General features: G+C 68.5%; 24 protein-coding genes. 9 read left to right on the top strand and 15 right to left on the bottom strand.

Going from position 1 to position 25,637, the window contains the following annotated elements; genetic code table 11:
• Nucleotides 1-13: 13 nt before the first annotated feature.
• The 12 genes from ACFQRE_RS02795 to ACFQRE_RS02740 all read right to left on the bottom strand — a co-directional run bounded on the left by ACFQRE_RS02795 (nucleotide 14) and on the right by ACFQRE_RS02740 (nucleotide 13,671).
• A complete protein-coding gene (locus ACFQRE_RS02795) occupies nucleotides 14-754 on the bottom strand; it encodes an SDR family NAD(P)-dependent oxidoreductase (protein ID WP_380118660.1) in 741 nt (246 codons plus the stop codon).
• A complete protein-coding gene (locus ACFQRE_RS02790; RefSeq protein WP_380118658.1) occupies nucleotides 751-1,899 on the bottom strand; it encodes a flavin reductase in 1,149 nt (382 codons plus the stop codon). Before ACFQRE_RS02790 ends, ACFQRE_RS02795 begins: the two co-directional genes overlap by 4 nt.
• Nucleotides 1,900-1,960: 61 nt before the next feature.
• On the bottom strand, nucleotides 1,961-2,878 hold the full coding sequence (locus tag ACFQRE_RS02785) for an NmrA family NAD(P)-binding protein (RefSeq protein WP_380118656.1): 918 nt from the start codon (nucleotides 2,876-2,878) through the stop codon (nucleotides 1,961-1,963).
• A gap of 84 nt (nucleotides 2,879-2,962) precedes the next feature.
• Nucleotides 2,963-3,487 carry a nuclear transport factor 2 family protein gene (locus ACFQRE_RS02780; protein WP_380118653.1) on the bottom strand — a complete coding sequence of 175 codons (525 nt, stop codon included), beginning with the start codon at nucleotides 3,485-3,487 and terminating at the stop codon, nucleotides 2,963-2,965.
• Nucleotides 3,488-3,522: 35 nt separating this feature from the next.
• A complete protein-coding gene (locus ACFQRE_RS02775) occupies nucleotides 3,523-4,344 on the bottom strand; it encodes an ABC transporter ATP-binding protein (protein WP_380118651.1) in 822 nt (273 codons plus the stop codon).
• Nucleotides 4,344-5,126, bottom strand: a complete 783-nt coding sequence (locus ACFQRE_RS02770) for an ABC transporter permease (protein WP_380118649.1) — start codon at nucleotides 5,124-5,126, stop codon at nucleotides 4,344-4,346. The genes ACFQRE_RS02775 and ACFQRE_RS02770 overlap by 1 nt, the downstream gene beginning before the upstream one ends.
• Nucleotides 5,123-5,902 carry an ABC transporter permease gene (locus ACFQRE_RS02765; RefSeq protein ID WP_380118647.1) on the bottom strand — a complete coding sequence of 260 codons (780 nt, stop codon included), beginning with the start codon at nucleotides 5,900-5,902 and terminating at the stop codon, nucleotides 5,123-5,125. Before ACFQRE_RS02765 ends, ACFQRE_RS02770 begins: the two co-directional genes overlap by 4 nt.
• Nucleotide 5,903: 1 nt before the next feature.
• Nucleotides 5,904-6,881 carry an ABC transporter substrate-binding protein gene (locus tag ACFQRE_RS02760; RefSeq protein WP_380118645.1) on the bottom strand — a complete coding sequence of 326 codons (978 nt, stop codon included), beginning with the start codon at nucleotides 6,879-6,881 and terminating at the stop codon, nucleotides 5,904-5,906.
• A gap of 79 nt (nucleotides 6,882-6,960) precedes the next feature.
• Nucleotides 6,961-8,298 (bottom strand): acyl-CoA dehydrogenase family protein, encoded by a 1,338-nt coding sequence (locus ACFQRE_RS02755; RefSeq protein WP_380118643.1) that lies wholly within the window; start codon nucleotides 8,296-8,298, stop codon nucleotides 6,961-6,963.
• On the bottom strand, nucleotides 8,291-10,621 hold the full coding sequence (locus ACFQRE_RS02750; RefSeq protein ID WP_380118641.1) for a CocE/NonD family hydrolase: 2,331 nt from the start codon (nucleotides 10,619-10,621) through the stop codon (nucleotides 8,291-8,293). The genes ACFQRE_RS02755 and ACFQRE_RS02750 overlap by 8 nt, the downstream gene beginning before the upstream one ends.
• Nucleotides 10,621-11,652: a quinone oxidoreductase family protein gene (locus ACFQRE_RS02745; protein ID WP_380118639.1), complete on the bottom strand. Its 1,032-nt coding sequence runs from the start codon at nucleotides 11,650-11,652 to the stop codon at nucleotides 10,621-10,623. Before ACFQRE_RS02745 ends, ACFQRE_RS02750 begins: the two co-directional genes overlap by 1 nt.
• A gap of 279 nt (nucleotides 11,653-11,931) precedes the next feature.
• On the bottom strand, nucleotides 11,932-13,671 hold the full coding sequence (locus ACFQRE_RS02740) for a CocE/NonD family hydrolase (protein WP_380118637.1): 1,740 nt from the start codon (nucleotides 13,669-13,671) through the stop codon (nucleotides 11,932-11,934).
• A 117-nt stretch (nucleotides 13,672-13,788) separates the two neighbouring features.
• On the opposite strand from ACFQRE_RS02740, the gene ACFQRE_RS02735 reads away from it, so the two are divergent.
• On the top strand, nucleotides 13,789-14,406 hold the full coding sequence (locus ACFQRE_RS02735; protein ID WP_380118635.1) for a TetR/AcrR family transcriptional regulator: 618 nt from the start codon (nucleotides 13,789-13,791) through the stop codon (nucleotides 14,404-14,406).
• A gap of 414 nt (nucleotides 14,407-14,820) precedes the next feature.
• Here the strand turns inward: ACFQRE_RS02735 and dnaB are convergent, their stop codons facing one another.
• Nucleotides 14,821-16,194, bottom strand: a complete 1,374-nt coding sequence (gene dnaB, locus ACFQRE_RS02730) for a replicative DNA helicase (RefSeq protein ID WP_380118633.1) — start codon at nucleotides 16,192-16,194, stop codon at nucleotides 14,821-14,823.
• Nucleotides 16,195-16,712: 518 nt separating this feature from the next.
• Between dnaB and ACFQRE_RS02725 the strand changes: the two genes are divergently transcribed.
• A complete protein-coding gene (locus tag ACFQRE_RS02725) occupies nucleotides 16,713-17,498 on the top strand; it encodes a thioesterase family protein (RefSeq protein WP_380118630.1) in 786 nt (261 codons plus the stop codon).
• On the opposite strand, the gene ACFQRE_RS02720 is transcribed toward ACFQRE_RS02725, so the two are convergent.
• Nucleotides 17,495-17,770 carry a DUF2277 domain-containing protein gene (locus ACFQRE_RS02720; protein ID WP_380118628.1) on the bottom strand — a complete coding sequence of 92 codons (276 nt, stop codon included), beginning with the start codon at nucleotides 17,768-17,770 and terminating at the stop codon, nucleotides 17,495-17,497. The two genes, ACFQRE_RS02725 and ACFQRE_RS02720, sit on opposite strands and share 4 nt — an antisense overlap.
• 69 nt (nucleotides 17,771-17,839) lie before the next feature.
• On the opposite strand from ACFQRE_RS02720, the gene ACFQRE_RS02715 reads away from it, so the two are divergent.
• The 3 genes from ACFQRE_RS02715 (at nucleotide 17,840) to ACFQRE_RS02705 (ending at nucleotide 19,972) form a co-directional block, all read left to right on the top strand.
• Nucleotides 17,840-18,193 carry a YidH family protein gene (locus ACFQRE_RS02715; protein WP_380118626.1) on the top strand — a complete coding sequence of 118 codons (354 nt, stop codon included), beginning with the start codon at nucleotides 17,840-17,842 and terminating at the stop codon, nucleotides 18,191-18,193.
• A gap of 2 nt (nucleotides 18,194-18,195) precedes the next feature.
• The gene (locus ACFQRE_RS02710; protein ID WP_380118623.1) at nucleotides 18,196-18,525 is read left to right on the top strand and encodes a DUF202 domain-containing protein; all 330 of its coding nucleotides are present in this window, start codon (nucleotides 18,196-18,198) and stop codon (nucleotides 18,523-18,525) included.
• Between the two features lie 85 nt (nucleotides 18,526-18,610).
• Nucleotides 18,611-19,972, top strand: coding sequence for an MATE family efflux transporter (locus ACFQRE_RS02705; protein WP_380118620.1), 1,362 nt, complete (start codon nucleotides 18,611-18,613; stop codon nucleotides 19,970-19,972).
• A 74-nt stretch (nucleotides 19,973-20,046) separates the two neighbouring features.
• On the opposite strand, the gene ACFQRE_RS02700 is transcribed toward ACFQRE_RS02705, so the two are convergent.
• Complete coding sequence (locus tag ACFQRE_RS02700; RefSeq protein ID WP_380118617.1) at nucleotides 20,047-21,585, bottom strand: gamma-glutamyltransferase; 1,539 nt, start codon at nucleotides 21,583-21,585, stop codon at nucleotides 20,047-20,049.
• A 36-nt stretch (nucleotides 21,586-21,621) separates the two neighbouring features.
• Between ACFQRE_RS02700 and ACFQRE_RS02695 the strand changes: the two genes are divergently transcribed.
• The 4 genes from ACFQRE_RS02695 to ACFQRE_RS02680 all read left to right on the top strand — a co-directional run bounded on the left by ACFQRE_RS02695 (nucleotide 21,622) and on the right by ACFQRE_RS02680 (nucleotide 25,490).
• Nucleotides 21,622-22,431 carry an S-methyl-5'-thioinosine phosphorylase gene (locus ACFQRE_RS02695; protein WP_380118615.1) on the top strand — a complete coding sequence of 270 codons (810 nt, stop codon included), beginning with the start codon at nucleotides 21,622-21,624 and terminating at the stop codon, nucleotides 22,429-22,431.
• On the top strand, nucleotides 22,428-23,813 hold the full coding sequence (locus tag ACFQRE_RS02690; RefSeq protein WP_380118612.1) for an amidohydrolase family protein: 1,386 nt from the start codon (nucleotides 22,428-22,430) through the stop codon (nucleotides 23,811-23,813). Before ACFQRE_RS02695 ends, ACFQRE_RS02690 begins: the two co-directional genes overlap by 4 nt.
• A 3-nt stretch (nucleotides 23,814-23,816) precedes the next feature.
• Entirely contained in the window at nucleotides 23,817-24,266 is a 450-nt protein-coding gene (locus ACFQRE_RS02685; protein ID WP_380118610.1) for a cupin domain-containing protein, read from the top strand.
• A 180-nt stretch (nucleotides 24,267-24,446) separates the two neighbouring features.
• Nucleotides 24,447-25,490, top strand: a complete 1,044-nt coding sequence (locus ACFQRE_RS02680) for a BMP family ABC transporter substrate-binding protein (protein ID WP_380118607.1) — start codon at nucleotides 24,447-24,449, stop codon at nucleotides 25,488-25,490.
• The last annotated feature ends 147 nt before the right edge of the window (nucleotides 25,491-25,637 follow it).

Below are 25,637 nucleotides of genomic sequence, written 5' to 3'. Positions count from 1 at the left end.
ATCGCCCCTGAAATCACACCCGCATCAGACCGCCGTCGCAGACCAAGGTCTGTCCCGTCATGAAAGCGCTGTCCTCGCTGGACAAGAAGCTGACGGTCCCGACGACGTCCTGCGCCGTGCCGACGCGCTTGATCGCCTGCAGGTTGGCGACCACCTGAAGACGCTCTTCTGGAACGTGACTCATGCCCGGGGTGCGCGTCGCGGTCGGACACACGGCGTTGACGGTGATGCCGAACGGCGCGAGGTCGTTGGCCAGGGCTCGGGTGAAGCCGACGACCGCCCCCTTGCTCGTCAGGTAGGCCGTCATGTTTGGCACGGCGAGACTCAGGGTGTTGGAGGCGAGGTTGATGATCCGGCCCCACGCCTGGTCTTGCATCGGGTCAATCACGGCCTTGACCATGAGGAACTGGGAGTCGATGTTGTTACCCTGCACCCGTTTCCACTCAGCGAAGTCCAGGTCGAAGATGCCGCGAGCGGGGAAGATACCGGCGTTGTTGACCAGGATGTCCACCCGCCCCGCGAAACCGAGGAGGTTGGTCGTGATGGCTGCCACCTCCTCAGGGTCGGAGAGGTCCGCACGAAGCGACAGCGTCCTGCGCCCAAGCTCTCGCACGTCGGACACGGTGTCGTCCGCCGGCGCGATGTCGACGGCAATGACGTCAGCACCTCGGCGGGCGAGGTCGACGCAGATGGCCCGACCGATGCCGGCGGCCGCGCCGGTGACGACGGCCACTCGTCCCTCATGGGTGTTCATGACGCCACCACGGATTCGGCTACCTGCTTGAGGCGCTCGACCCATGACTCGATCTGCTCGGTCGTGGCCGACTGCGGCAGCCCGGTCATCCGCAGGGCCATGGGTGGCAGGTCGGCCGTGGTGGGGATCAGCACCACGATCGACGCGGGGTCGTACCGCTCCCCCGGCACGAGGTCGGGACAGAACAGGTCGGCCAACTCGGCCGTGACCTCACGAACGGCACGTTCGTGACGAGGGAGGCGGTCGGACTGCTCGAACTCGGTGAGCGCAGCCCCGTGACGCTGCAGCAGCTCGGAGTCGACGGCGAGCAGTGAGTACCCTCGCTCGCGGACCTTCTCCAGGACTGCCCGGTGGACTTCCTGGCGGTCAGGGGCTCCCGGTGGAACACGGCCCAACCACTCGTCGACCTCCTCCGGCGTCGAGGTCACCATGAAAACCGCGCCGAGCGGAGGGATGATCGGTTGTCGGTGACCCAGGGCGAAGGCCTCGGTCGAGGGGTTCCGGTCGGACGCCAACACCTGCACCGCGTCGGTCCCGACCTTGGCCAGGACACCGCAGTTGACCCCGAGCTCGGCGCTGAGCTCCTCGATGGGGACGCGCAGACCCTCGGCCAGCTGTGCCGCCTGGATCAGCTCCGGTTCGGGTGCCGCAATGAAGGAGCGCGGCGAGAACCGGCCGTACCCGCCCTGGAAGAACAGCAGCGGCAGTGTCGGGCGCTGCACGCCGAGGGCGTGCACGCGCCCCAGGACGACGTAGTGGTCACCGGCTTCGCGGACCTCCTCGAAAGTGCACTCGACCCATGACACGGCGCTGTCGAGGATGGGCGAGCCGAGGGGGCCCGGCCGCCACTGCACACCGTCGAACTTGCCCTCCCACACGGTAGCGATCCGGCGGCACAGTGGTTCCTGGTCGGCGGCAAGGACGTTGACGCAGAAACTGGTCGCGTTCCGCAACCGCTCGAAGGACTTTGAGTTCTTGGCCGGGAAGAAGGCCACCAGCGGCGGATCGAGAGAGACCGAGGAGAACGTGCCGACGACCATTCCATCAGGAGCCCCGTCCTCCGTCAGGGTCGTGACGACCGCGACGCCTGTCGGGTAGTTGCCCAGCGTCTCGCGAAACAGGGTGGGATCTATCGACTCGGACATGGGTGCTCCCTCAGGGTGGGGTCATCAACGGATCGCCCGGCGAGGGCGAGAGTGTCACGGTTCACGACGGCCCTCCGGGACCTGCGTGCACCGAGGGGTGCTGGACGGCGGTGGTCCGGAAAGCGTCGAACTCTCGCTGCACGAACTCGCGGAACGTCGTGGGTGGTCGACCGAGCAACCAGCCGAGCACGTTGGGGTTGCCCACGAAGTCGTGGCTGCTGTACCGGGCACTGATGGCCCGCAGGAGCCGAGCCTGGTACGGCGCCTCATCGGCGCTCTTCACGCCGAGGGCGGCCTTGAGGAAGTCCTCGGGTCCGATCTCCTTTGCGACCACCTGACGCGCGATCACCTCGGAGATGGTGGCCGCGATGTCGTGGGCGGTGTAGCGACCCGGGGACGCAAGCTCGTAGGTGGCGCCATGGTGCCCTTCCCCGCCCAGCAGGACGGCTGCGGCGACCGCAGTGACATCGGCGACGTCAACCATCGACTGCCGCCGGTCCAGCGACCAGGACAGCCGGAACACCCCGTCCCGGAAGGCCGGCAGCAGGCGGTGGCGCAGCATGTAGTTGGCCGGCTGCAGGATCGTGAAGTCCAACCCGGAGGAGAGCAGGTGCTCCTCGATGTCGCGCTTGACCTCGTGCTGCACCAGGTCGGTGGTGATGGCGTGCAGGACGGAGCTGAACACGAAGTGGCGTACGCCAGCAGCGGCCGCCGCGTCAACGGCGGTGAAACCCACCTCCCGTTCGCCGGGGTGCAGGGCCGGGCCGACGTAGTAGACCTCGTCCACACCGGCGACGGCGCGAGCGAGCACCCCCGGGTCGCCAAGGTCCCCGACGACGACATCGTCGACCCCGGCAGACCGCAGTGCGCGCGCGGACTCCTCGGACCGGACGCTGGCCCGGACCTTGGCACCGGACGTCAGGAGCATTGGCACCAGAAGCTTGCCCTGGTTGCCGTGGGCGGCGGTCACAAGGATCACCAGCACATCTCCTCATCCATCGCGGCGCAGTGCTGCGCCTGGTTCACGACGCGACCCGGTCGGGGCGCGCGGAATATCAACGACCTACGTGGTGATTACCGTGAGGAAGGCGAGATCCCCTGCGGCGGCGTAGTCGTGCAGTCCGCGGGCGCTCATGTCGGGCTGGTGCTCGCGCTGGGGCTCGGGCACCGAGGGGTTGCCGCTCCATGACAGGAGGCGACAGACGCGCCGCTTGATGCGCCAGCCCTGCTCGGTACGGACCAGCTCATCGTCGTAGTAGCCGGTACCGAGCCACGACGGCCCACCCTCGGCGGCCTCTCGCACGAGAAGCCAGTTGCCGAAGCTGAACGCGTTGGCGGCGTCACCGTCGACGTGGACGAGCTGGCCCATCATTGTGTGCACGTGACGGTCCAAGGTGGCGTGGAACCCAGCGAACGACTCCTGGAACTCCTCGAGCCCGTTCCAACCGGCGCCCGCCGGCCCGAAGATCGCCTCAACGTCGTGCGTGAAGACGCGGTCGAACAGGTCGAACCGCCGGGCGTCGAGCGCGAAAGCGTAGAGGTTGAGGACCTCGCTGATGGCCAGCTTGTCCTTGAGGGTGTCGTCCATTGCTCTGTCTCCTTCGTTCTGGGTGGGTGTGTGGCTCATCGGTTCCTCGCGACGTCGGCGAACTGGGTCACCGAGGCGCTCGGGTGCATGATCGCGTCGTGGATGACGCGGCGGTACTCCAGGAAGCGAGGGTCGGCCTTGGCCTCGAGCTCGTCGCGCGGGCGGGGCAGCTCGACGACGACCTCGGTGACCACGTGACTCGGTCGCGCGCTGAGGACGACGACGCGGTCGGCCAGGAAGATGGCCTCGTCGATGTCGTGGGTGATGAGCACGGTTGTCAGTCCCAGCTCGGCCGAGATCTCCGCAGTCATGAGCTCCAGGCTGATCCGGGTCTGGGCGTCCACCGACGCGAAGGGCTCGTCCATCAGGAGCACCCGGGGGTGCACGGCGAGAGCGCGCGCGATCGCGACGCGCTGCTGCATGCCGCCGGAGAGCTGCCATGGGTAGCTGGCCTCCATGTCCGCCAGGTGCACGCGTCGCAGCGCCTCGGTCGCACGCTCGTGTCTCAGCGCCCGGGGCAGGCCGTGCAGCCCGAACTCCACGTTCTTCCGCACGGTCAGCCAGGGGAACAGGCTGCGGTTGTACTCCTGGAAGACGACCCCGAAGCCGTCGGGCACCTTGCGCACGACCTGTCCCTCGAAGGTGACATCGCCGCGCGTGGGCCGGAGCAGCCCGGCGATGGTGCGCAGGAGCGTGGTCTTGCCGCAGCCCGACGGCCCCACGATGGCGACGAACTCGCCCTCGCGGGCGGCGAACGACACCGAGCCGATCGCCTCGACGGAGGTGCCCCTCTCGCTGGTGTAGGTCTTGCCGATGGCGTCGGCGCGCAGGAGCTCTGGAGCCTGGGAGTGGTTCATCATGTACGACCTTTCATTCCGTCGAACCAGAACATCGCGCGCTTCTCCACGGCGGAGAAGAGCCCGGTGAGCATGAGTCCGATGACGGCCAGGATGACCACACCGGCGTACATCGAGGTGAGTGCGTAGAGCCGCTGAGCCTGGAGGATGAGGTAGCCGAGACCCGACGTGGCGCCGAACATCTCGCTGACGACCATGAGGATCAGCGAGATCGCCAAGCCGATGCGCAGGCCGGTCATGATCTGCGGCGTGGCGGCGGGAAGGACGACGCGGCGCAGGATCGACAGGCTGGAACCGGAGGTGTAGACCCGCGCGCTCTCCACGAAGCCGGGTTCGGCCCGGCGGATGCCGTCGACGGTGTTGAGCAGGACTGGCCAGAAGGCGCCGAGTGCGATGACGCCGACCTTCATCGGGGTCGTGGACCCGTAGAGCGCGACGGCGAGGGGCACGAGGGCGGCTGCGGGCACCGAGCGCAGGAACTCCAGGGGTGCGGTGATCCATGGGTGGAGGGCGCGCCACCATCCCAGGACCACGCCGAGGGCGACGGCCATGACGGATCCGACGACGAAGCCGGCGAGTGCCCGGCAGAGCGAGGGCAGGATGTCGTTGGTGAGCGCCTCGGAGCGCAGGAGGTCGGCTGCCTCAACGAGCACGGCGGACAGCGGTGGGAACAGCCCGGTCTCGTCACGGCGGCCGGCGACCTCCCACAGCCCCATCAGCAGGAGGACGAACACCCAGCCGACGAGTCGGTGGGAGAGGGAGCGAAGGGTCGCGTTCTTCATCGTCGTCCCTCCGTTGACAGCTCTTGCCAACCTGCGATGCCGCGTTCGGCGGCCGCGAGGAGGACGTTGACGATCACGCCGAACAGTCCGGTGACCAGCAGGCAGGCCCAGACGATGTCGTTGCGGCCGGCGTTCTGGCTGGTCACGAGGAGCGTGCCGAGCCCGGGGCTGCCGGAGATGAGCTGGGCCCCCACTGCGACGACGACGCCCAGACTGGCGCCGATGCGCAGGGCCGTGACGATCGCCGGGACCGAAGCCGGCAGGACGACCCGGAACACCGAGGCCACCGAGCCCAGACCGAAGGTACGGGCCGTCTCGACCTGGAGCGGGTCCACCGTCCGGACCCCTCCACGTGAGCCGAGGAGCACCGGCCACACGCACGCCAGGGCGACGAGGAAGACCTGCATCGACACCTCGATCCCGAACAGGACCACGGCCAGGGGCACCAGCGCCACGACGGGGATGGGACGGAGCAGTTCGACGGCGCGCCCCGTGGCGCTGTCTGCCCAACGAGACAGGCCGACCATGACACCGACCGGGACACCGATGCCGGCGGCCAGAAGCACCCCCAGCAGCCAGGCCAGTGCCGTGACGCCGAGGGCCTCTCCCATGGTGCCGCTGGAGAAGGAGCCAGCCACGGCCGCGACGATCTCACCGGTCGAGGGCACGCTCGCCCGGGGCAGGACCCCGAGCAAGCGCAGCGCCTCGAAGACGAGCACGAGACCCGCCAGGCCGGCTCCTACTTGCAGGGCTTTGCGGACCGGCGGCGGGATCACGTCAGTCAGCGATGAAGGCATCTGCCGTGTCCGGCTTCTTGTCTAGGGCGCCCGTGCTCACGAGCAGGTTGGCCCACAGGTCCCACCCGGCGGAGTCGTCCGTGGTGGCGATCGGCGCGAGGATGATCGTCTTGGCCAGCTCGGGGGTGAGTTCGGTGATGGTCGGCACGGTGGCGCGGACCTCGTCGTCGTGGGCCACGGCATACTCACTGGCCTCGTCGATCGCGGCACGGAATCTCTTCACGGTGTCGGCGTTGCCGGCGATGAACTTCTCCGAGGAGGCGATGGCCGAGATGGGCGTGGTCGGGGCGAGTCCGTCGGACACCGACACCAGCGGAACCGCGGTCCCCGTGGCCTTGGTGATGCTGACGAACGGCTCCGTGGAGATGATCGCGTCGACGCGCTTCGCCTTGAGGGAGTCGGCCATGTTCGGGAAGGGCACCTCGACGAACTTGACGCTCTTGGCGTCGACGCCAGCCTTGGTCAGAGACTCCATGAGGGCGAGGTCGTTGAGTTGGAAGAGCGACGCGGTGGCCACCGTCTTCCCGGCAAGGTCACTCAGCCCCTTGATTGCACTGTCCTTGGGGACCATGACCTGGATCGGGAAGGCGGTGGGGTCGTCGCCGGCGACGGAGGTCGTGGTCACCGACTTGATCGGCACCTTGTTGCCGCGGGCAGCCAGCAGGGCTGGGGCGTTGTTCCAGATGAAGTCGGCCTTGCCGCTCATGAGCGACGGGACCAGCGCCGGAGGCTCGGCGTAGGAGATCGTCAGGTCGATCCCGTGCTTGTCGAAGATGCCCTTCTGCTCGGCGAGGACGTAGGGGGCGATCTGGGCGATCTTGAGGGCGAGGAAGGTCACCTTCGTGGGGCCGGCGGCGGCAGATGCCGACGTCTCGTTGGGCTCCTCGGAGCCGCAGGCGGCCGCTGTGAGAACCATGGCGGTGGCAAGGGCGGGTGTCAGGGCTGATCGAACTCTCATGATGATCCTCGTCTTCGTGGGGGGCGTGGGGTGGTCGATGGGTGCGGTGGGGTCCAGCACGGTTCTCACTGCGCCTTTTTCAGCGGCCCGGCGTGAAGCGGTCGAGGGTGGTGATGCCAGCCACCTTGTGGGGGTCGAGTCCGGCCATGAGCCGGCCGTAGTTCTCGGATAGGGCCTCGAGGTTGAGGGCTCCGTGCAGGGTCACGACGCGGGCGTCTCGCCAGGCGCGCTGGATGGGTTCGGTCTCGAGGATTGCGGTGGACCCAGAGTTCCGCTGGAGGATCTCGATCGCCTCGGCGCACCAGCGTGCGGCGTACGCCGTCTCGAGCATCACGCGAGCGCTGAAGAGCTGCATGTACTGAGGGTCGGCCGGCGTCCCGGCTGCTTCGAGGGCTCCCAGCCGGTCGGTCTCCTCGGCGTTGGCGCGAGCCATGAGGGTGGCCGACTGGATCTTGGAGTGCACCTCCGCGAGCATCGAGTGGGTCAGGGGTGCCTCGAGCTGGTCCTTGTAGGTCGTCCCCCGGATGGGTCGGCCGGCGGAGCGCTCGAGGAAGCGCTCTAACGCGCCCTGGGCGATGCCGATGGACATGCCGGCCATGGTGCTGAACGCCCAGCCCAGCGACGGGGTGGACCAGAGGGTGCCGGCCAGACCGCTGTCCAGGGTCCGTCCGACGATGTCACTGAAGACAACCCCCCGGTGCTCGGGTACGAAGAGCTCATCCCCGGTCAGCGCGACCGACACGCTGCCGGTCGCCCGCATGCCGGCGACGTTCCAGTCGTCGAGGAAGCGCAGCTCCTCGCGCGGCACCTGCAGGGCGACCAGGTATGGCCCGTCGCCGTCGTCGGCGATGCAGCCGAGGTTGGTGAATGGTGCCCACAGGGAGTCGGTGGCGAAGCCCCAAGGGCCGCCAGTGACGAGCCAGCCGTCGTCGACGCGCGTGACGCGTCCGCGTGAGGAGGGGAAGTGGCTCGACCCGGCGACGCGCGGGCCCACCCACTCCGCGCCGTAGACCTCCTTGACGATCCGGGGCCCGGAGCCCACGGTGAGCCAGTTCGTGGATGCCCCGGCCCACACGGTCCAGCCGGCCGAGCCGTCCCACTTGGACACCTCGCAGATGACGTCGAGCTGCTCTCGCACGGACAGCTCGTGACCGCCGAACTCGGCAGGGCTGCCGATGTCGAACACTCCGGTCGCGTGGAGGTCGGCGATGGTCTCGTCGGAGTGGCGGCCTGCGCGCTCCGCGTCCAGGCCTCTCCCCCGCAGGGCGGGACCGAGCGCGCGGACCCGCTCGAGGATCGTGGTGAGCGTGTCGCTCGAGTCCATGGTCGATGTCATCGTCGTCTCTCCTGCGTCGTCGCCGGGGATGGGCATGAGTGGGGCGGTTGCCTCGAGGAGGGCGCCCGGGCGGTCAGCCACGGGTCGGCACGATCGGGAGCTGCACGTAGCTCGGGTGGTTTGGACCGGTGTGGACCGTGTTGGTCGCGCCCACGTGGTAGCTCTCGTCGTAGGACCGGGAGGGGATGCCGGCCGGCGAGTAGGGCTGGATGTCGATGCGCAGGCGGGAGCCCTTGCGGATCAGGGCGCTGCTGGGGTTCAGCCCGATCTCGACCTGGACGACTTCGCCCGGCTCGAGCGGCGCGTGGTCCTGCTCGGTGTGGGTCTGGACCGGCCAGTACTCGGTCGAGCGTGATTGGTCGAGCACGCGGTGCGACACCTTGAGCAGTCCGTGCCCGACGGGGTGGATGTTCGTGGGGTCGACCGGAGGCACGAGACTCTCGTAGCGGATCTCCCTGTCGTTCTCGTCGAGCACGCGCAGGGAGACGAAGACGTCGAGGTCCGTGCTCGTCGACGACACCCATAGCCCGGCCTTCATGTAGCCGGCAAGGACCATGTCCTCGGTCATGGGCTCGCTGATGAAGGACACGCCGGTGGACCACCGGGGCGTACCGCCGACGAAACCCACCGGGGCCGGGATGCGTCGGCCGATGTCGAGGTGTGCGTCGTAGCCCGCGCTGCTCTCTGCGCTCGGGGGTGCGTCGACGATGCGCAGGATGTCGTCGCGGCGACCGTCGTTCTGCCAATGCGATGGGGTGGCGTCGAGGTACCACCGGCGGTAGTCGGTGCGGGCGATCGGCCACTCCGACTCCTCGAGGGTGACGTGGCTGCCGTTGCCGGTCCGTACCTGCACGCGGACCGCCGGCTCGTCCATGACGCCGTTGTCGATGCCCTTGAGCCAGTGGTCGAAGAACTGCATGTGCTCGGTGATCGTCGACTGCTTGTAGCTGTGCGGGAACCAGGCGTCAACGAAGTCGAAGCGCTTCGCGGTGGCGCCCGTGGAGTGGACGAAGGTCTCGCTGCTTCCCGCCTGGTGGATGACGACGCCCGTCTGGGGGCCAACGATCCACACTGGCGCGGTGGCCTTCTCCAGCTGGGGCCGCATGAAGATCGAGCCGTTGGTCCCGTAGGCGGCCGGGTCGTTGAACGGGGTCGCGAGAACACCTGCGAGCCAGTCGGTCTCGCGTCGCTCGCCCACGTAGTTGTGCCCGGCCATGGCCATGCGCCACCAGCTCCAGAAGCCGTCACCGTAGAGACCGCCGCCGTAGAGGGCCTCGTTGTAGAGGTCGGCGTCGGTGCCCAGGGCGACCATGGCCTTGAGGTGCGGGGGCTGAAGGCTGGCGACGGTGTGCTGGGTGATCGCGAGGTAGGACATGCCCCAGAGGCCGACGTTGCCGTTGGACCAGTCCTGGGTTCCGGCCCATTCGATCGCGTCGTAGTAGTCCTCGGCCTGTTGGATGCTGAAGGGTGCCTGCAGGCCGGGGCTGTTCCCCACGCCGCGGGCGTCGACGCGGATGCACACGTAGCCTTCGGGAACCCACACCGAGGAGTCGACGCTCTCGTGGTTCTCGTACTGGAATCCGTCGGGGTTCCCGGAGAAGTAGCGGTCCTCGAGGACCTCCTTGGCCAGCGAGTCCTGCTTGCTGCCGATGACGCCATGGTCGAAGGCCTTGCCGTAGAAGCCCTGGTTCATGACGACCGGGTACTGCTCATCGTCGGCGGGGCGAAAGACGTCGGCGCACACGTAGGAGCCATCACGCGTCGGGATCCGGACGTCGGTCGTTTTGATGATGCCGCGGATGTTGCGGCGCAGCTCGTTGCGGGCGGCGGCGGCGGTGCGCAGGATCCGGGGGGTGCTCGACGTGAAGACGCCGGGCGTGTCGTTGAGCTGGGCCAGGAGTTCGGTGACGGCGGGGTCGCTGGCGAACGTGACCGTTTGGTCCCCGGCGAAGCTCACCATGCTGGCGCTCGACAGCCCGCCCCCTGCCCCGTCGGCATCGTGCACAGCGTCTGCGTCGGCGTCGCCCTGGTTGAAGTTGAGGACCGTGGGTCCGACCAAGTCGTGCACGAGAGGAGAGATCGTGACTCCGCTCTCGGGGTCACCCTCCTGGTCGAGCGTCTGAACCAAGCGCGCGAGGTTGGTGACGATCGGGTCGTGCAGCCGCTCGACCTTGCCGTCGACGCGCGGGACCAGCTGTGCGAGGTTGACCCGCTTCGCTCCCTCGACCGACCCGAGGATGAGCCCTCCGATGAAGAAGGTTACGGATTCGCCTGGGCGGTAAGAGAACTCGCCACCGTCGTCGGTGAGGCCTGCCTGGGTGGGGGTCTCATACCTCAGCCCCGCGATGGGGCCCCCAAGGACGCCGGTGGCGACCTGGGTCTCGGCTGCGTCAACGGTGGACATCACTGCTCGCTCTCGTCGGTCGTGCGGTTGGGGTCGCCGGGCACCCCTGGGCGGTGCCCGTCGCCGGGGAGGATCACGCACTTTGCGTGGGGGGAGGTGGCCTGCACGCGCCAGGCGGAGGCGACCTGGTCGAGCCGGAAGGTCCGGACCGGGACGTGGAGGTGGCCCGTGGTCAGAGCGCCCCACAGCCAGGCGAGGGCGGCCGCCTTCTGCGCCAGCGGGGTGTGCAGCCCGGCGAAACCGGACACGCTGAGCTGCCTGCCTCGCAGGAGCCCAGCAGGCAGGGCGATCTCGCCACCGGCGACATTGCCGATGTTCACCACCCGTGCGCGAGGGCCGCATGCCCGCAGGGCGGCTTCCAGCGGACCACCGAACAGGCCGTCGAGGACGACGTCCACGGGTCCCGCCGCCTCGGCCAGGCGCGCGCCCAGGTCCTCAAGGCCATCTTCGGGGTCCAGAGCCACGACCGCATCGGCACCCAGGTTAAGAAGCTTGTCGAGGGCGGCTTGGTCGCGCGCCACCCCGACAACCCGCCCGGCTCCCCGCGCGTGGGCGATCTGGACCGCGAACTGGCCCACCGCTCCCGTCGCCCCGAGGACGAGGACCGTCTCACCCGGCTGCAGGCCGGCGACCTCGACCAGCGGCATGAAGGCCGCCGTTCCGGAGTTGCCGACCGCGGCACCCAGTACCGGGTCCGTCCCCTCCGGCAGGGCCAACAGGTCCTCGTCGGCAACGAGGACGTGGGAGGCCAACGGGCCCGGGGACGTCGGCGAGGCGTGGCACTCTGCGTACACCGTGGTCCCCACGGGATGGGTGTCGGACTCGACCACGACACCGACACACTCACTGCCCGGCACATAAGGGCCCTCGTGACGGACCGAGTGGAAGGTCCCGGAGGCGATGAGCAGGTCGAGCGGGTTCAGCGGCGCCGCGACGACGGCCACGACCGAGGTGCCAGTCCTCCGTGTGGGGAGCTCGATGGTGCGCAACGTGGGCTCGGCGCCCGCCGACTCGACAACCGCCGCGGGCACGACGCGACCCGACGGTGCTCCGAGTGACGCTTGCGACGCAGCTCGTGCAACAGAAGTGCCCACAGTTTCCTTCCTTGAAACTACCCGGATAGTTCGGGTGTTTAAATCATGGGCACTGTCAACGACGCTGTCAAGGGCTTCGCCGATAAAAGAGCCGGGTGTTTAAATTCATGATCAGGGTATGCGGAATCGCCCCCGTGTCGGCAGGGCTGCAGCCGGCATCAAAGGCGGCGGCGGAGTCCCTGACGAGCACGGACCCCGCCGCGGATGTTGGGTGGGTCAGCTGCCCTGGACGGGGAGCTGCAGGTAGGACGCGTGCTCGCCTCCGGTGTGGATGACGTGGCGGCCGCTGTTGGCGCCGACGTACTCGCTGAGCCCGGGCATCATCGTGCCGAGCAGGTTGCGCGCGCTGACGACGAAGCGCAGCTGCTCACCGGCCTTGAAGGACAGCCCAACCGGGAGCAAGTCGATCTGGACGTCGACGACCTCGCCGGCTGCGAGCTTCTCGACCTGGTCGAAGGTGTGGGCGGGAACGTCCTCGGTCGTCAGAGCCTCGTCCAGGTGACGGGCGGAGACCCGCAGGCGCCCGTCGGAGCCCTTGTAGCGCAGGATGGTCGCCCCGTGGTCGGTGAGGTCGTGCACCCTGGCGTTCTGGTTCGTGGTGGTGAACGCCTGTAGGGGCGTCCCGTGGGCGTCGAGCTTCTGCACCAGGACGAACAGGTCCATGTCGTCGGCGTCACGCACCTCGACGAAGAGATGGGCTTTGGGGTAGCCCACGAGGACCGTGTCGACCTGGAAGCGGGTGATGAACGAGACGCCGTTGGGGTTGGCACTCACGTCGTACTCGGCGGTCGCGGCGGCGGCCGGTGCGTGGGGGAACAGTGCCCGCGAATTCGCCTCGAGGTAGTACTTGGTCGGGGTGACGTCACTCGGCGGGAAAGCGTCGGCCGCGAGTCCGACCTGGTCACCGCCGGCGAGGTCGAGTAGGGAGTAGCGCACCCGTGGTGTCGACTCCCACCCGTTGTCCTCCTCTTTGAGGTAGCGGTCGAAAAAGCGCCGCAGGTCCTCGACGTTGGCCTCGTCGTAGTAGTCAGGCCACTCCTGGGTGTTGTGGACGCGCAGCCACTTGTCCTGTGAGGCCATCCGACGCCAGGCCCGGAACGTTCCGGCGGTGTGCAGGGTGTTGGAGTAGCTCGCCACGACGTACGCCGGCACGGTGATGCTGGCGAAGTCGGGGATCTTGTCCTCCCACAGGCCCGTCATCAACGGGTACCGATCGGCCTCGGCAAGGATGTCCTCCTTGGCGTTCTTGCCGAAGAAGCTGCCGTGCTGGAGCAGGCCGGCGAAGGCGGTGTCGGGCATGCCCCCTCGCATGACGAGGTCCCGGTAGACGTCGCTGACGCCTTCCCATGGGTTGATGGCGGCCAAGTGTGGGGGCTGCTCGGCCGCGGTGAACCACTGGGCGACTGCGAGGTAGGAGGTGCCACTCATCCCGACCTTGCCGGTGCACCACTCCCGCTCGGCCAGCCACTCGATGAGGTCGTGGCAGTCGCGGCCCTCCTGCCGGTCCCAGAGCACGCTGTCTCCGTCGGAGTCCACGACACCGCGAACGTCCGGGTTGCACACGGCATACCCCTGGGCACACCAGTAGGCCGGATCGGGCGCCTCGAACTTCTCCAGGCCGGAGACGACGTCGTTGGGCAGACCCACGAGACCGAAGACGCCCATGACGCTGACGGACGTGCCCTGACCCTTGCCGTACGGGCTCCACGCGACGATGACCGGAACCTTCTCCTCGCCCACCGGGCGGAAGACGTCGACGTAGATCGTCACCCCGTCACGCAGGGTGACCGCGACGTCCTTCTCGAAGACGATGTCGACGGGAAGCGGCTTGAAGGGGGGCGCCACCTGGAAGCCGGCCTCGAGCACGCGGGTGCCCGGGTCGAAGGCGGTGAGCACGCCGGTCCGCGGAACCGGAAGCGGCTGGGACGTGACGAACATCTTCTGGCTGTCGCTCATCGAGAGCTCCTCTACTTAATGACTGCCGGGGAACGACCCCGGTGTTTAAGAGGGTAGGACCGCGGACGCAATAAATCAACAGTTGTTGAGAATCGGTCTGTGGGCTAGTTTCGACCCGTGACTACTCGCGAGGACGCTGTGCGCAAGGGCCGGCGTGGCCGCAGGCCAGGGCCCAGCTCGACCCGCGAAGCCGTACTGGTGGCTGCCCGCGCTCGTTTCGCTGCCAACGGTTTCAAGGCCACGACGATCCGCCTTGTCGCCGGTGACGCCGGCGTCGACCCCTCCCAGGTCATGCAGTTCTTCGGGTCCAAGGACGAGCTGTTCGCTGCGGCCATGGCGATCCCGGCGTCCGCGCTCGAGCGGTTCAACACCGCCTACGAGGGACCCGATGAGCACCTGGGAGAGCGGCTTGTCCGAGCCTCCCTCCTGGCGTGGGAGGGTTCGCCCGAGGACTCCGAACCGCTCATGGCCATGCTTCGTGGCGCCGTCGCCAACGAGAGCGCGAGCGAGCAGCTGCGCGACTTCCTCCAGTCCCGACTGCGGCACGGCACCAAGGGACACGCGGACGACGATGCCGCGCTGCGGGCCGGTCTCGCATCCACGATGCTGGTCGGCGTCATCGTCGGTCGCCGCGTCATCGGGGTACCCACTCTGGCGGCGGCCGATCCCGAGAAACTCGTCGCTCTCCTCGGTCCCGCCATCCAGCAGATCCTGGTTCCCCCGAAATCTCATTAGACCCGCACCACGCGGCCCGTTTCCGCCTCGCCCGCAACACCCGCCCTGCCGTTGTCCGGGATCCGTCGATCGACCCAACCGAGAACCAATGGTTCCAACGCGGACGGTGGTCCGGGGTCTCTGGGCCAGGATCGGCGTCCAGCCGCACACAGGATGGGTGTCGGACGGACATCTGCTTCGCTCACCTGTCGGCCGTGCTTTGGTGGGCAAGTGCCGGGACCCGGACTGACCTGTGCCGGGCGGTCGACCGTCGCGTACCCCCATGCCGTTAGGACGCGGGCCACTTCCCGCCGCGCGCTTGCCAGCAGGTACGGGGGCCTCCATAACGACTTGTGTGGATACTCCGCCTAACCCAAACAATCGGTTTAGGTTACCTAGGTCGGTGCGTTTTGCAATCTTCGCTGCATCTCGACATCAGAAGCCGCCGTCGCGGGCCATGTTGCTGAACCGGCTGTAGTGGCCTTGGAAGGCCAGGACGATGTCGGCGGTCGGGCCGTTACGGTGCTTGGCCACGATGACGTCGGCCTCGCCGTCGCGCTCGGGGTCGGAGCGGTCGCGGTGGAGCAGGATCACCATGTCAGCATCTTGTTCGATCGAGCCTGACTCGCGAAGGTCGCTCATCTGGGGGCGCTTGTCGGTGCGCTGCTCAGGACCACGGTTCAGCTGGGAGATCGCGATCACCGGGACCTCGAGCTCCTTGGCCAGGAGCTTGAGTGCACGCGAGAACTCGGCGACCTCCTGCTGGCGGGACTCCACCTTCTTGCCCGAGCTCATCAGCTGGAGGTAGTCGATGATCACCATGCGCAGGTTGTGCTGCTGCTTGAGGCGACGGCACTTGGACCGGATTTCCATGAGCGACATGTTGGGCGAATCGTCAATGAAGAGCGGGGCATCCGAGATCTTGCCCATGACGCGCGCCAACTTGTTCCACTGCTCCTGACCCTTGAGGCCCTTGCGGAGGTCTTGGAGCTGGATGGTGGCCTCGGCCGAGAGGATGCGCATCGTGATTTCGGTGCGGCTCATTTCGAGCGAGAACACGGCGGTCGCCATGTTGTGCTTGATCGCCGCCGCGCGAGCGATGTCAATTCCCAGCGTCGATTTTCCTACGGCTGGCCTGGCCGCGATGACGATCATCTGGCCGGGGTGCAGACCGTTGGTCAGGGTGTCGAGTTCGAGGAAGCCGGTGGGCACACCGGTCAGGTCGTCGGTGCGGCCGGCCGCTGCCTCGATCTCCTCCATCGTCGCGTTGAGGAGTTCGCCGAGCTGGTGGTAGTCCTCGCCGCCGCGCTTCTCGGCGACGGAGTAGACCTCGGCCTGGGCACGGTTGACGATCTCGTCGACGTCACCTTCGCCCTGGCCATAGCCCATCTGGACGATGCGCGTCCCGGCCTCGACGAGCCGACGGAGCACCGCGCGCTCGTGGACGATCTCGGCGTAGTAGCCGGCATTCGCCGCCGTCGGCACCGACTGGATCAGTTGGTGGAGATAAGCCTGCCCGCCGACTCGGGTCAGGTCGCCGCGCTTGTTGAGCTCGTCGGCGACGGTGATGGCGTCAGCGGGCTCACCGCGGCCATACAGGTCCAGGACCGCGTCATAGATGAGCTCGTGGGCGGGGCGGTAGAAGTCCGTGGACTTCGTGACCTCGAGGCAGTCGGCGATCGCGTCCTTGTTGAGGAGCATCGAGCCAAGGACGGACTGCTCCGCGCCGAGGTCCTGGGGAGGGAGCCTGTCGTCGGGAGGACCGGCGCTCGAGCCGGTGTAGCTGCTGCTGAGCTCTGCGATCGACACCCGCCGCCCCTCTCATCCCACACGTGAATTGCTGCCAAGACCCTTGGTACCAGCGAGCTCTGACAGCGCCCACGATCCCTCGATCTGCACACCGTATGGCCCAACATCCAACTCCACGAACCGGGGCTGTGGGCAACCTGTGGACAGGGGGTGGAAAACGCCCGACCGCGTTGTGCACAGCCCGTGGACAGACCTGTGGATAGTCGCCGGGCTAGTCCCATCGCAGCCCTCTGACCTGCGGTTTTGTCGTGCACCGGGTGTGAGCAAAAGAAACTTTCGGGCGTGTCTCATCCACATGCCCAGCGTCACGTAGCCCACCCATCACCCGCCCTGACCCCGTCTTCTGGCCCTCCCTACCCTCAAGTAGCACCCCCCGGCGCCGATGCCGGGCGAGACCCCGGACATGACGCCGGACCTGACCGCGGACGTGCTTCACCACGTGAAGCAAAGGCACTCCCTCACCCGACCCTCAGAGGGCTGCCGGACCCACCCCTGCGCACATGCGTCAGGATCAACACATGGCCTATTTCGAACGCACCGGCCCCACCACGTTCCGCGCGACCGAGCACACTGGCGGCGCCTGGGCCCTCGACGAGCAACACATCGCCCCCGCCCTCGGGCTGCTCGCGCACGTCGTAGAGACCGACCGCAACCAGCGCCGCGACGAGAGCCCCCGAGACGCCCTGCCCCTTGCGCGCCTGTCCTACGACATCCTCGGCACCCTTCCCATCGGCGAGGTCGACACCACCGTCACCGTCCGACGCCCCGGTCGCACCATCGAGCTCGTCGAGGCCACCCTGAGCCACGGCGACCGCCCGGCCGTCATCCTGCGCGCCTGGCTTCTCCAGCCCCGCGACACGCGCGCCGTCGCGGGCTCGGTCACCCCGCGCATCCCCTCCCCGGAAGACACCCCGGCCTGGGACCCCACCACCGTCTGGCCGGGCGGGTTCATCAGGACCGCCCACCTGCGTCGCGAACAAACCGAACCCGGCCGCGCCCACTTCTGGGTCCGCACCGACGAAGCCCTCGTCGCCGACGAACCCGTGTCTCCCACCGCAGCAGCCATCGGCGTCCTCGACATCGCCAACGGCATGACGGTGCGCGAGGACCCCAACCAGGTCGCCTTCCCCAACCTCGACCTCACCGCTCACCTCGTGCGGGCACCGCGCGCTGGCTGGGTCGGCTTCGACACAACCGTCACGTTCGGCGAACACGGGATCGGCCTCACGAGCACCGTCCTGCATGACGAGGACGGCCCGATCGGATCGCTCAACCAGATCCTCACGGTCCGCCCGAAGTCCTAGCCCGCGCGGCCGTACCTCTCCGCCGAACGAGCCTTCGCCTTCGCCGCCTCGACCTCACGGTCCTTGGGTGGCGCGGCGGTCACGAGGTGGTTCAACAGGTGCTGGGTCGCATCCGCGACCTCACGCACCGCAGCGTCGAACGCCTCCTGGTTCGCCTGCGAAGGCTTCGTCGCCCCACTCACCTTGCGCACGTACTGGAGCGCGGCGGCATACACCTCGCTGTCCGTGGCCGGCGGTTCGAAGTTGTGCAGCTGACGGATGTTTCGGCACATACCTCCAGCGTATGCCGCACCGCTGACGACCAAAAGGGCCTGACCATCCGCTGTGGCTAAGGTCGGGCCATGGCAGAAACTCCCCGGCGCGTGCTCGGCCCCGGCACCGAACCCGACCCCCGGTTCACGCTGGCCAACGAACGCACGTTCCTCGCCTGGATCCGCACCGGCCTGGCCCTCATTGCCGGAGCCGTTGCCATCGAGGGCTTCAGCATCAACCTCGACGAGACCGTGCGCGGCATCCTCGCGGTCCTGCTCATCCTTCTGGGAGCCACGGTCGCCATCGGTGCTGGAGTGCGCTGGCTTCGCGTCGAGCAGGCGATGCGCCAGAGTCGGCCCCTGCCCTTCCCCACCCTCATCCCCTTCCTCGTCATTGCCACCGTGCTCGCGGCCATCGTGCTGCTCCTCCTCGTGCTGAAGTGACGATGCCCGATCCGACGACGCCTCGCGCGGACGGTGGCCTGCAGCCCGAGCGCACCTCGCTCGCGTGGCAGCGCACGGCGATCTCGTTCGTCGCGGCGTCGCTGCTGTTCCTGCGATGGGCGACGCAGCACGGGCCCGTCATCGCCGTCGTCGTTGGCCTCGCGGCAGCCACCGCCATGTGGATCTTCTTCCACACGCGCACCCGGCTCCGCCGCATCGGTCGGCTGTTCCCGGCACCGGGGCTCGAGCCCGCGACGACTGAGGTCCTCGTCGTGTGCGCCGCGACGGCAGCCCTCGCAGCCGCCGCCCTCTGGGTCACCCTCGCCTCCTGACCCCCCCTGGGCAGGTCTCGACATCGAGACCTCCAGAACACGGTGGATACCGATGCGTGGCCAGTTCTGCGGCTAGCGTCACCGTGTGAGCCCGACCGAAGAGACCCCGAGCCAGCATCGGGAGGTCCTGCGACTCGCCCTCCCGGCCTTCCTCGCCCTGGTCGCGGAGCCGTTGTTCCTGCTCACCGACTCCGCAATCGTGGGCCACCTCGGCACCCCCCAGCTCGCCGGCCTCGGGGTCGCGAGCGCCATGCTGCTCACCGCCGCCAACATCTTCGTGTTCCTGGCGTACGGCACGACGTCGGTCGTCGCGCGCCAGCTCGGCGCCGGCAACCGTGACGGTGCGATCGCTGCGGGCATCGACGGCACGTGGCTCGCCGTCGGGCTGGGGGCCGTCACGGCTGCGCTCGTCGCGGCCTTCGCAGGTCCGATCTGTCGACTCTTCGGAGCATCGCCGGAGGCCCTCGGCCACGCCGTCACCTACCTGCGGATCAGTGCGATTTCCATCCCCGCGATGCTCGTCGTCCTGGCCACGACCGGTGTCCTGCGCGGGCTCCAGGACACGAGGACGCCGCTCATCGCGAGCGCTCTCGGCTTCACGAGCAACATCGGGCTCAACCTGCTCTTCGTCTACGGATTCCATTGGGGCATAGCCGGATCCGCGCTCGGCACGGTCATCGCCCAGACCGGCATGGCGGTGGCTCTCGTCGCCGTCCTCATGCGCGAAGCAGCGCGCCATCACGTCACGCTGCGCGCCCACCCGGGCCGGATCCTCGGGGCCGCGCGCACGGGCGTCCCCCTCCTCATCCGCACCATGGCCTTGCGCGCGGTACTGCTCACGACGACGTGGGTGGCGGCCGGTCTGGGTGACGTGCCGCTCGCGGCCTACCAGGTGTCGGCGGTCATCTGGTCCTTCCTCGTCTTCGCCCTCGACGCCATCGCCATCGCCGCGCAGGCCATCACGGGCAAGGCTCTCGGCGCCGGGGACGTCGTCCGAACCCGTTCTGCGACAACACTGATGATCCGCTGGGGAGTCATCAGCGGGGTGGTTCTCGGCATCGTCGTGCTGCTGCTCCACACCACGCTGCCGCGGCTCTTCTCGAACGATCCGGCGGTGCAGTCGGCCATCGCTGCGGCGCTCATCATCGTGGCCCTGTCACAACCGTTGAGTGGCTACGCGTTCGTCATCGACGGCGTCCTCATCGGTGCGGGCGACGGGAAATGGCTGGCGCGGGCGATGCTCGCCAACTTCCTCGCCTACCTCCCGCTCATCCTCGGGGTGCACCTCATGGGGGACTGGCTCCTCGAGGGCGGCAGCACCCGCGGCTCCAACAACGCGGTCACCTGGCTGTGGCTCGCGTTCACCGCGTTCATGGCCATCCGAGGTGTCCTGATGTGGGCCCGAGTCCGCACCGACACATGGATGGTCACCGGCGCCACCCGCTGAGCGATCGACTCCGTGCCCCGCACGGACACGGCGAGCGCAGCGAGTTCGTGTCCGTGCGGGGCACGAAGTCGCATTCAGGAGACGCCGACGGCGGCTTCCCGCCTCGGGTCGCCGGCCGCTCGCAGCTCACCATCGCGACTCCGGTATGCCGCGCCCACCCCGCCGAAGTACATCGACAGGTCGCCGTGGTCCAGTCCCCTCAGCCCTGCCTTGCGCACCGCGTTCTCGATGTCGACGGAGGCCTCGTGCTCGACGACCGGTTCGCCTGACGCCTCGAACCGCACGTGCATCCGCGGAGCGCGAATCGCGACATCGAGGTCGACGTCCCCGAGGCACAGCTGCGCCAGCACCTGCACGAGCGCCGTCGTGATCCGGTCGGCGCCGGGTGAGCCCACCGCCAGGACCCGCCCATCGGCGGCCCGAGCAACCGTCGGCGCCATGTTCGAGGCCAGCCGGGTCCCGGGCTCCAGGGCGTGCAGTCCCAACCGGTTGAGCTCCGGCTCACCGAGTGCGTTGTTGAGGAGCAGCCCGGTCCCGGGAATCGTCACGCCCGACCCGTAGCCACTCGACATCGTCACCGCACACGCCAGCCCGTCACTGTCGACCGCCGAGATGTGGGCCGTCGACGCCGACGTCGGCAGGCCCGCCAGCCCGTGCCGGTCGACGGAGGCGAGCAGCGCGTGCCCATCGGCGGCGAGGTCGCGCGAGAGGTCATGCACCGTGAGTCGGTAGGCCAACACCGCCCGCTGGACCCGCAGGATCTCCTCCCACGTCGTCGGCCCGCCGGTCCGAGCCAGCTCGGCGAGCATCACCGCGAGCAGTGGCCCACCGACCGACGGGGGCGGGTTGACCGCGACGTCCCACTCACCGACGGTGCGCCGCACCGGTTCACGGACAACAACCTTGTATGCCGCGAGATCGGCTTCCGTGATCAGCCCACCGTGGGTGCCCATGTCGGCTGCGAGGGCCCGGCCCAGGTCGCCGGTGGTGAGGAGCGAAGACCCGTCACGGGCCACAGCCTCCAGCACCGACGCCAGCTCGAGGTTGCGCGCGAGATCACCTGCGACAAAAGGGGATCCGTCGTCTCGCCGAGTCAACCGACGAGCACCGGCGTCGTGCCCGAAGAGCGGGTCGGCCACCAGAGCGAGGTAGCGCGCCGCGGCCCCGCCGATCGGGTAGCCGTCACGACACACACCCACCGCCGGCTCGACCAGCGAGGCCCAGGGCAAGGAGCCGAAGCCAGCCACTGCCGCCTCGCACGCCGACAGAGCGCCGGGCACCGCGACCGAGCCGTGACCGGCAAACATGGTCACGCCGCCGCCGTACTCGGTGACGACCTCGCGCACTCCCCCACCCAAGGCCGAGCGCGGCAGCCCGCGCCCCGGCATGGCGACGTTGCCGTCGATGACAACGGGCGAACCCGAGGCCGGCCACACCGACACGTAGGCACCCCCGGCCAGGCTGACGATCCCGGGTTCACTGCTCATGGCCGTGATCGCCGCAGCGATGGCGGCATCGACCGCGTTCCCACCCGCGGCGACGACGGCCTGCCCGGCACCGAGCGATGCCGACCCCGTCGCCGCGATCGCCACCTGCCTGGTCGGACTCGTCATGCCCGGCATCCTCGCACCACGGGTAGCGTGACGCCCGTGACTCGCCACCCTCTGGGAATCATCGCCGGCACCGGTTTCTACGACCTCGACGCCCTCGACGACGCGCACAGCGAAACGGTCGACACGGCATACGGTCCGGCGTCGGTGACCCAAGGGTCCTGGCACGGTCAGCCCGTCGTCTTCGTGACGCGGCACGGAGCCGGGCACAAGGTGCCGCCGCACCGCGTCAACTACCGCGCGATCATCCGCGCCCTCGCCGACCTCGGGGTGCGCGACGTCATCGCCGTCAACGTCACCGGCGGCATCGACCCCGACCTCGAGGCGGGCGAGATCGTCTGTCTCGACGACTTCCTCGACTTCACCACGCGGCGCGAGGCGACCTTCCACGAAGGCGACGGACCCGAGGGCGTCGTCCACACAGACATGACGACGGCGTACGACCCGGTGCTGCGTCGCGAACTCCTCGACGCCGCGACCGAGATCGGCCAGTCGGTCATCGACGGCGGGGTCTATGTCTGCTTCGACGGACCCCGCTTCGAGTCGCCCGCCGAGATCCGCCTCGCCGCGCTCGCCGGTGGGACGGTCGCCGGGATGACCGGCGTACCCGAGGTGACGCTCGCCGCTGAGGCGGGACTTCGGTATGCCGCCCTCAGCCTGGTTGTGAACCCTGCGGCGGGGGTCCGGCCGGGTGAGCCGATCACCATGGACGAGATCTCGGCGGTCCTCGAGACAGGCGCGCCCAGAGTGCTCGCTGTCATCGACGAGCTCGTGCACACGCGGTCGGTGTTCGCGGCCGACGACTCCGAGATCGATGCCGACTCCCTGGATGCGGAAGGCGACGGATGAGCCGCATCGTCCTGCGTGACCTCGCGATCGTGGTCACGGTCGACGCCGACGACACCGTGCTGCGGCACGTCTCGATCGCGATCGAGGACGGGGTCATCGCCGAGATCGGCGCGGTCGCCGCGCGTGATGGCGACCAGGTGATCGACGGTCGAACTCGGCTTGCCCTGCCCGGACTCGTCAACCTCCACACCCACCTGTCGATGACCTTGCTGCGCGGGATCGCCGAGGGCGTCGACCTGCAGGGCTTCCTGACACGCGTGTGGGCCGCCGAGGGTGCCGTGATGGACCCGGCGACCGTCGAGCTCGGCGCGACGCTCGGGGCACTCGAGTCCCTGCTGGGTGGGTGCACGACCCAGCTCGACATGTACTTCCACCACGAGGCCGCCCACCGAGGCGCCGTCGCGGCCGGAACCAGGCACGTCGGCGGACCCACGTTCTTCGACGGCCCGGGTCCCGACGGCCTGGAGTGGGAGGAGCGGATCGCCGGTCTGCGCGCCTGGCCCGAGGTGCTGCGCTCGATCGGCGGGCCCGAGGTGCCGGTGGCCGCGATGCCGCACAGTACTTATACGTGTTCAGTGGAGCACCTCGCCGACGTCGCTTCGGCGCTTCGCGAGATCGCTCCTGCGGGAGTCCTGCACACCCACGTCTCGGAGACCGCAGCCGAGAACGCCGACACCCTGGCCCGCCTGGGCTCCACCCCCACCGAGCTCCTCGCGAGCGCCGGAATCCTCCCGCCACTCCCGCAACGTCTGCGGAAAGGGTCGCTAGAGCAGCCACATCCGCAGACGCAACGAGTCGTGTTCGGGCATGGTGTCCACCTCACCGAGTCCGACCGGGCGACCGCAGCCCGTGCCGGCGTCACGGTCGCCCACTGCCCGGGCTCCAATCTCAAACTGGCCTCCGGCGCACTGGACTGGCAGCGTTGGCGAGCGGACGGCATACACCTGGGTATCGGCACCGACGGCTGTGCCAGCAGCAACGACCTCGACATGTGGCAGGCCATGCGCCAGGCCGCCCACCTGGCGGCCCTCACGTCGGGTGACCCGGCCGTCGATGCCGAGCAGATCGTGCGGGCCGCCACCATCGACGGCGCCTTGGCACTCGGAATGGATCACCTCATCGGCAGCCTCGAGGTGGGCAAGCGGGCCGACATCGTGCTGCTCGACCTCGACCAGCCGCACCTCACTCCCGTGCACGACGTCCCGGCGCTGCTCGTCCACGCGGCGGGGAGGGGCGATGTCACGGACGTTCTGGTGGATGGCAGGATCGTCGTCAGCGAGCGCCGCAGCACGCAGGTGGACACGCGCGACCTCCTCGACCGAGGTCGCGCCCGAGCTCGCGACGCCGCCGCCGCCGCCGCACACGCAGTCCAGGAAGCCTGATTGATGCGCACAGCAGAGCAGATCATCGCCGAGCTCAAGATGAAGCCCATCCCCGGGGAGGGTGCGTGGTTCGTCGAGGGCCCGCGCACCCAGGAGCTCTCCTCGATCCTCGTCCTGCTGACCTCGGACGCCCACGGTTTCTCCGCGATGCACCAGCTCGAGATCGACGAGGGCTGGCAGTGGCTCGAGGGCGCACCCGCCGCGCTGCTGCGACTCAAGGAGGGCCCGCGGCGCAACCACGGCACCCTCACCCTGCTCGGTGCGGAACGTCGGCAGATGCTCGTGCGCCGCGGTGTGTGGCAGGGCGCAGCGACGATGGGCGACTGGACCCTGCTGTCGTGCTGGTGCAGCCCGGCATTCCGTCCGCAGCACTTCACGCTCGGGGAGCGCGACCACCTCACCGAGAACTTTCCGGGGTATGCCGCGGAGATCGCGGCGCTGACGCGCCCCTGACGTCGTCGTCAGGTTTTGCCATTGCGATCGTGGGAGTCTTCCGTCTGCGAGCGTGGGACGTCGCGCGTGTGCGGACTCGCCAGTAACGACCCTGCAACGGCCCTTGGCAAGCCGGTCTCAACAGGCGGTCCGTGCCGTTACCATTCGGGAGCATCCTGCACACCCCCAAGGAGTATCCCTATGAAGGCCAAGCCTTTCCTCGTCGCGGCTCCCGCCGCGCTCGCCCTCGCCCTCGCTGGCTGTGGCGGTAGCACCGGTGGCACCGATGGCGCCTCGACGGCCCCCAAGGACTGCTCCGCGGCGGACGTGTTCTGCGTCGGTCTCGTCACCGACACCGGGTCCATCGACGACAAGTCCTTCAACCAGGCCGCATGGGAGGGCGTGAAGTCCTTCGAGGGCTCCGGCGCTCAGATCAAGCCCATCGAGACCAAGGACGCCAAGGACTACGCGGCCAACATCAAGCAGTTCACCGACCAGAAGTACGACGTCATCGTCACCGTCGGCTACCTGATGACCGAGGCCAGCGTCACTGCCGCCAAGGCCAACCCGAACACCAAGTTCATCGGTGTCGACCAGTTCCAGGACGAGAAGGCCACGGCTCCCAACGTCACCGGCCTGATCTTCCCGGAGGCCAACGCCGGCTACGCCGCGGGCTACCTCGCTGGTCTCCTCACCAAGTCCAACAAGCTCGGCATCGTCCTCGGTGCCGAGATCCCGCCCACCCAGGCCTACGCCAAGGGTTACGAGCTGGGCTCCAAGGCAGCCAACCCCAAGACGACTGTCGCGAAGGTCTACCACCCCGCCGGCGACACGGCATTCACCGACTCCCCGTGGGGTGCCGGTGAGGCCAAGAAGATGCTCGCCCAGGGCGCCGACATCATCTTCGGCGCCGGAGGTGGCACCGGAAACGGCGCTCTCGGCGAGACCGCGAAGTCTTCCGGCGCAGGCACGTCGCTCTACTGCATCGGTGTCGACCTCGACCAGTGGGACACCCTCCCCGAGGCGCACCCGTGCCTCGTGACGTCGGCTGAGAAGAAGCTCACCGACGGCACCAAGGAGCTCATCCAGCAGGCCAAGGACGGCTCGATCAAGGGCGGCAACTTCCTCGGCAAGACCGGCCTCGCGGGCTACCACGACTTCGACTCCAAGCTCCCGGCCGAGGTCAAGACCAAGGTCGAGACCGTCATCAAGGGTCTCGAGGACGGGTCCATCAAGGTCGCCTGACCCTGGTCCACACCCGGGCCTGATCGGGCTTGTGGCACAGCGCCCCGAACCTGCCGGTTCGACGCTGCTTCAGATACAGTCCGGGCATGCTTTCCACGGAACGGGCGCCCTCCCCTGGGGGCGCCCGTTCCTCCGTTCCGACATCTC

The organism is Knoellia pratensis (assembly GCF_042666395.1).
GTDB classification, from domain to species: Bacteria; Actinomycetota; Actinomycetes; order Actinomycetales; family Dermatophilaceae; genus Knoellia; species Knoellia pratensis.
This window is presented reverse-complemented; position numbering and strand designations above follow the sequence as displayed.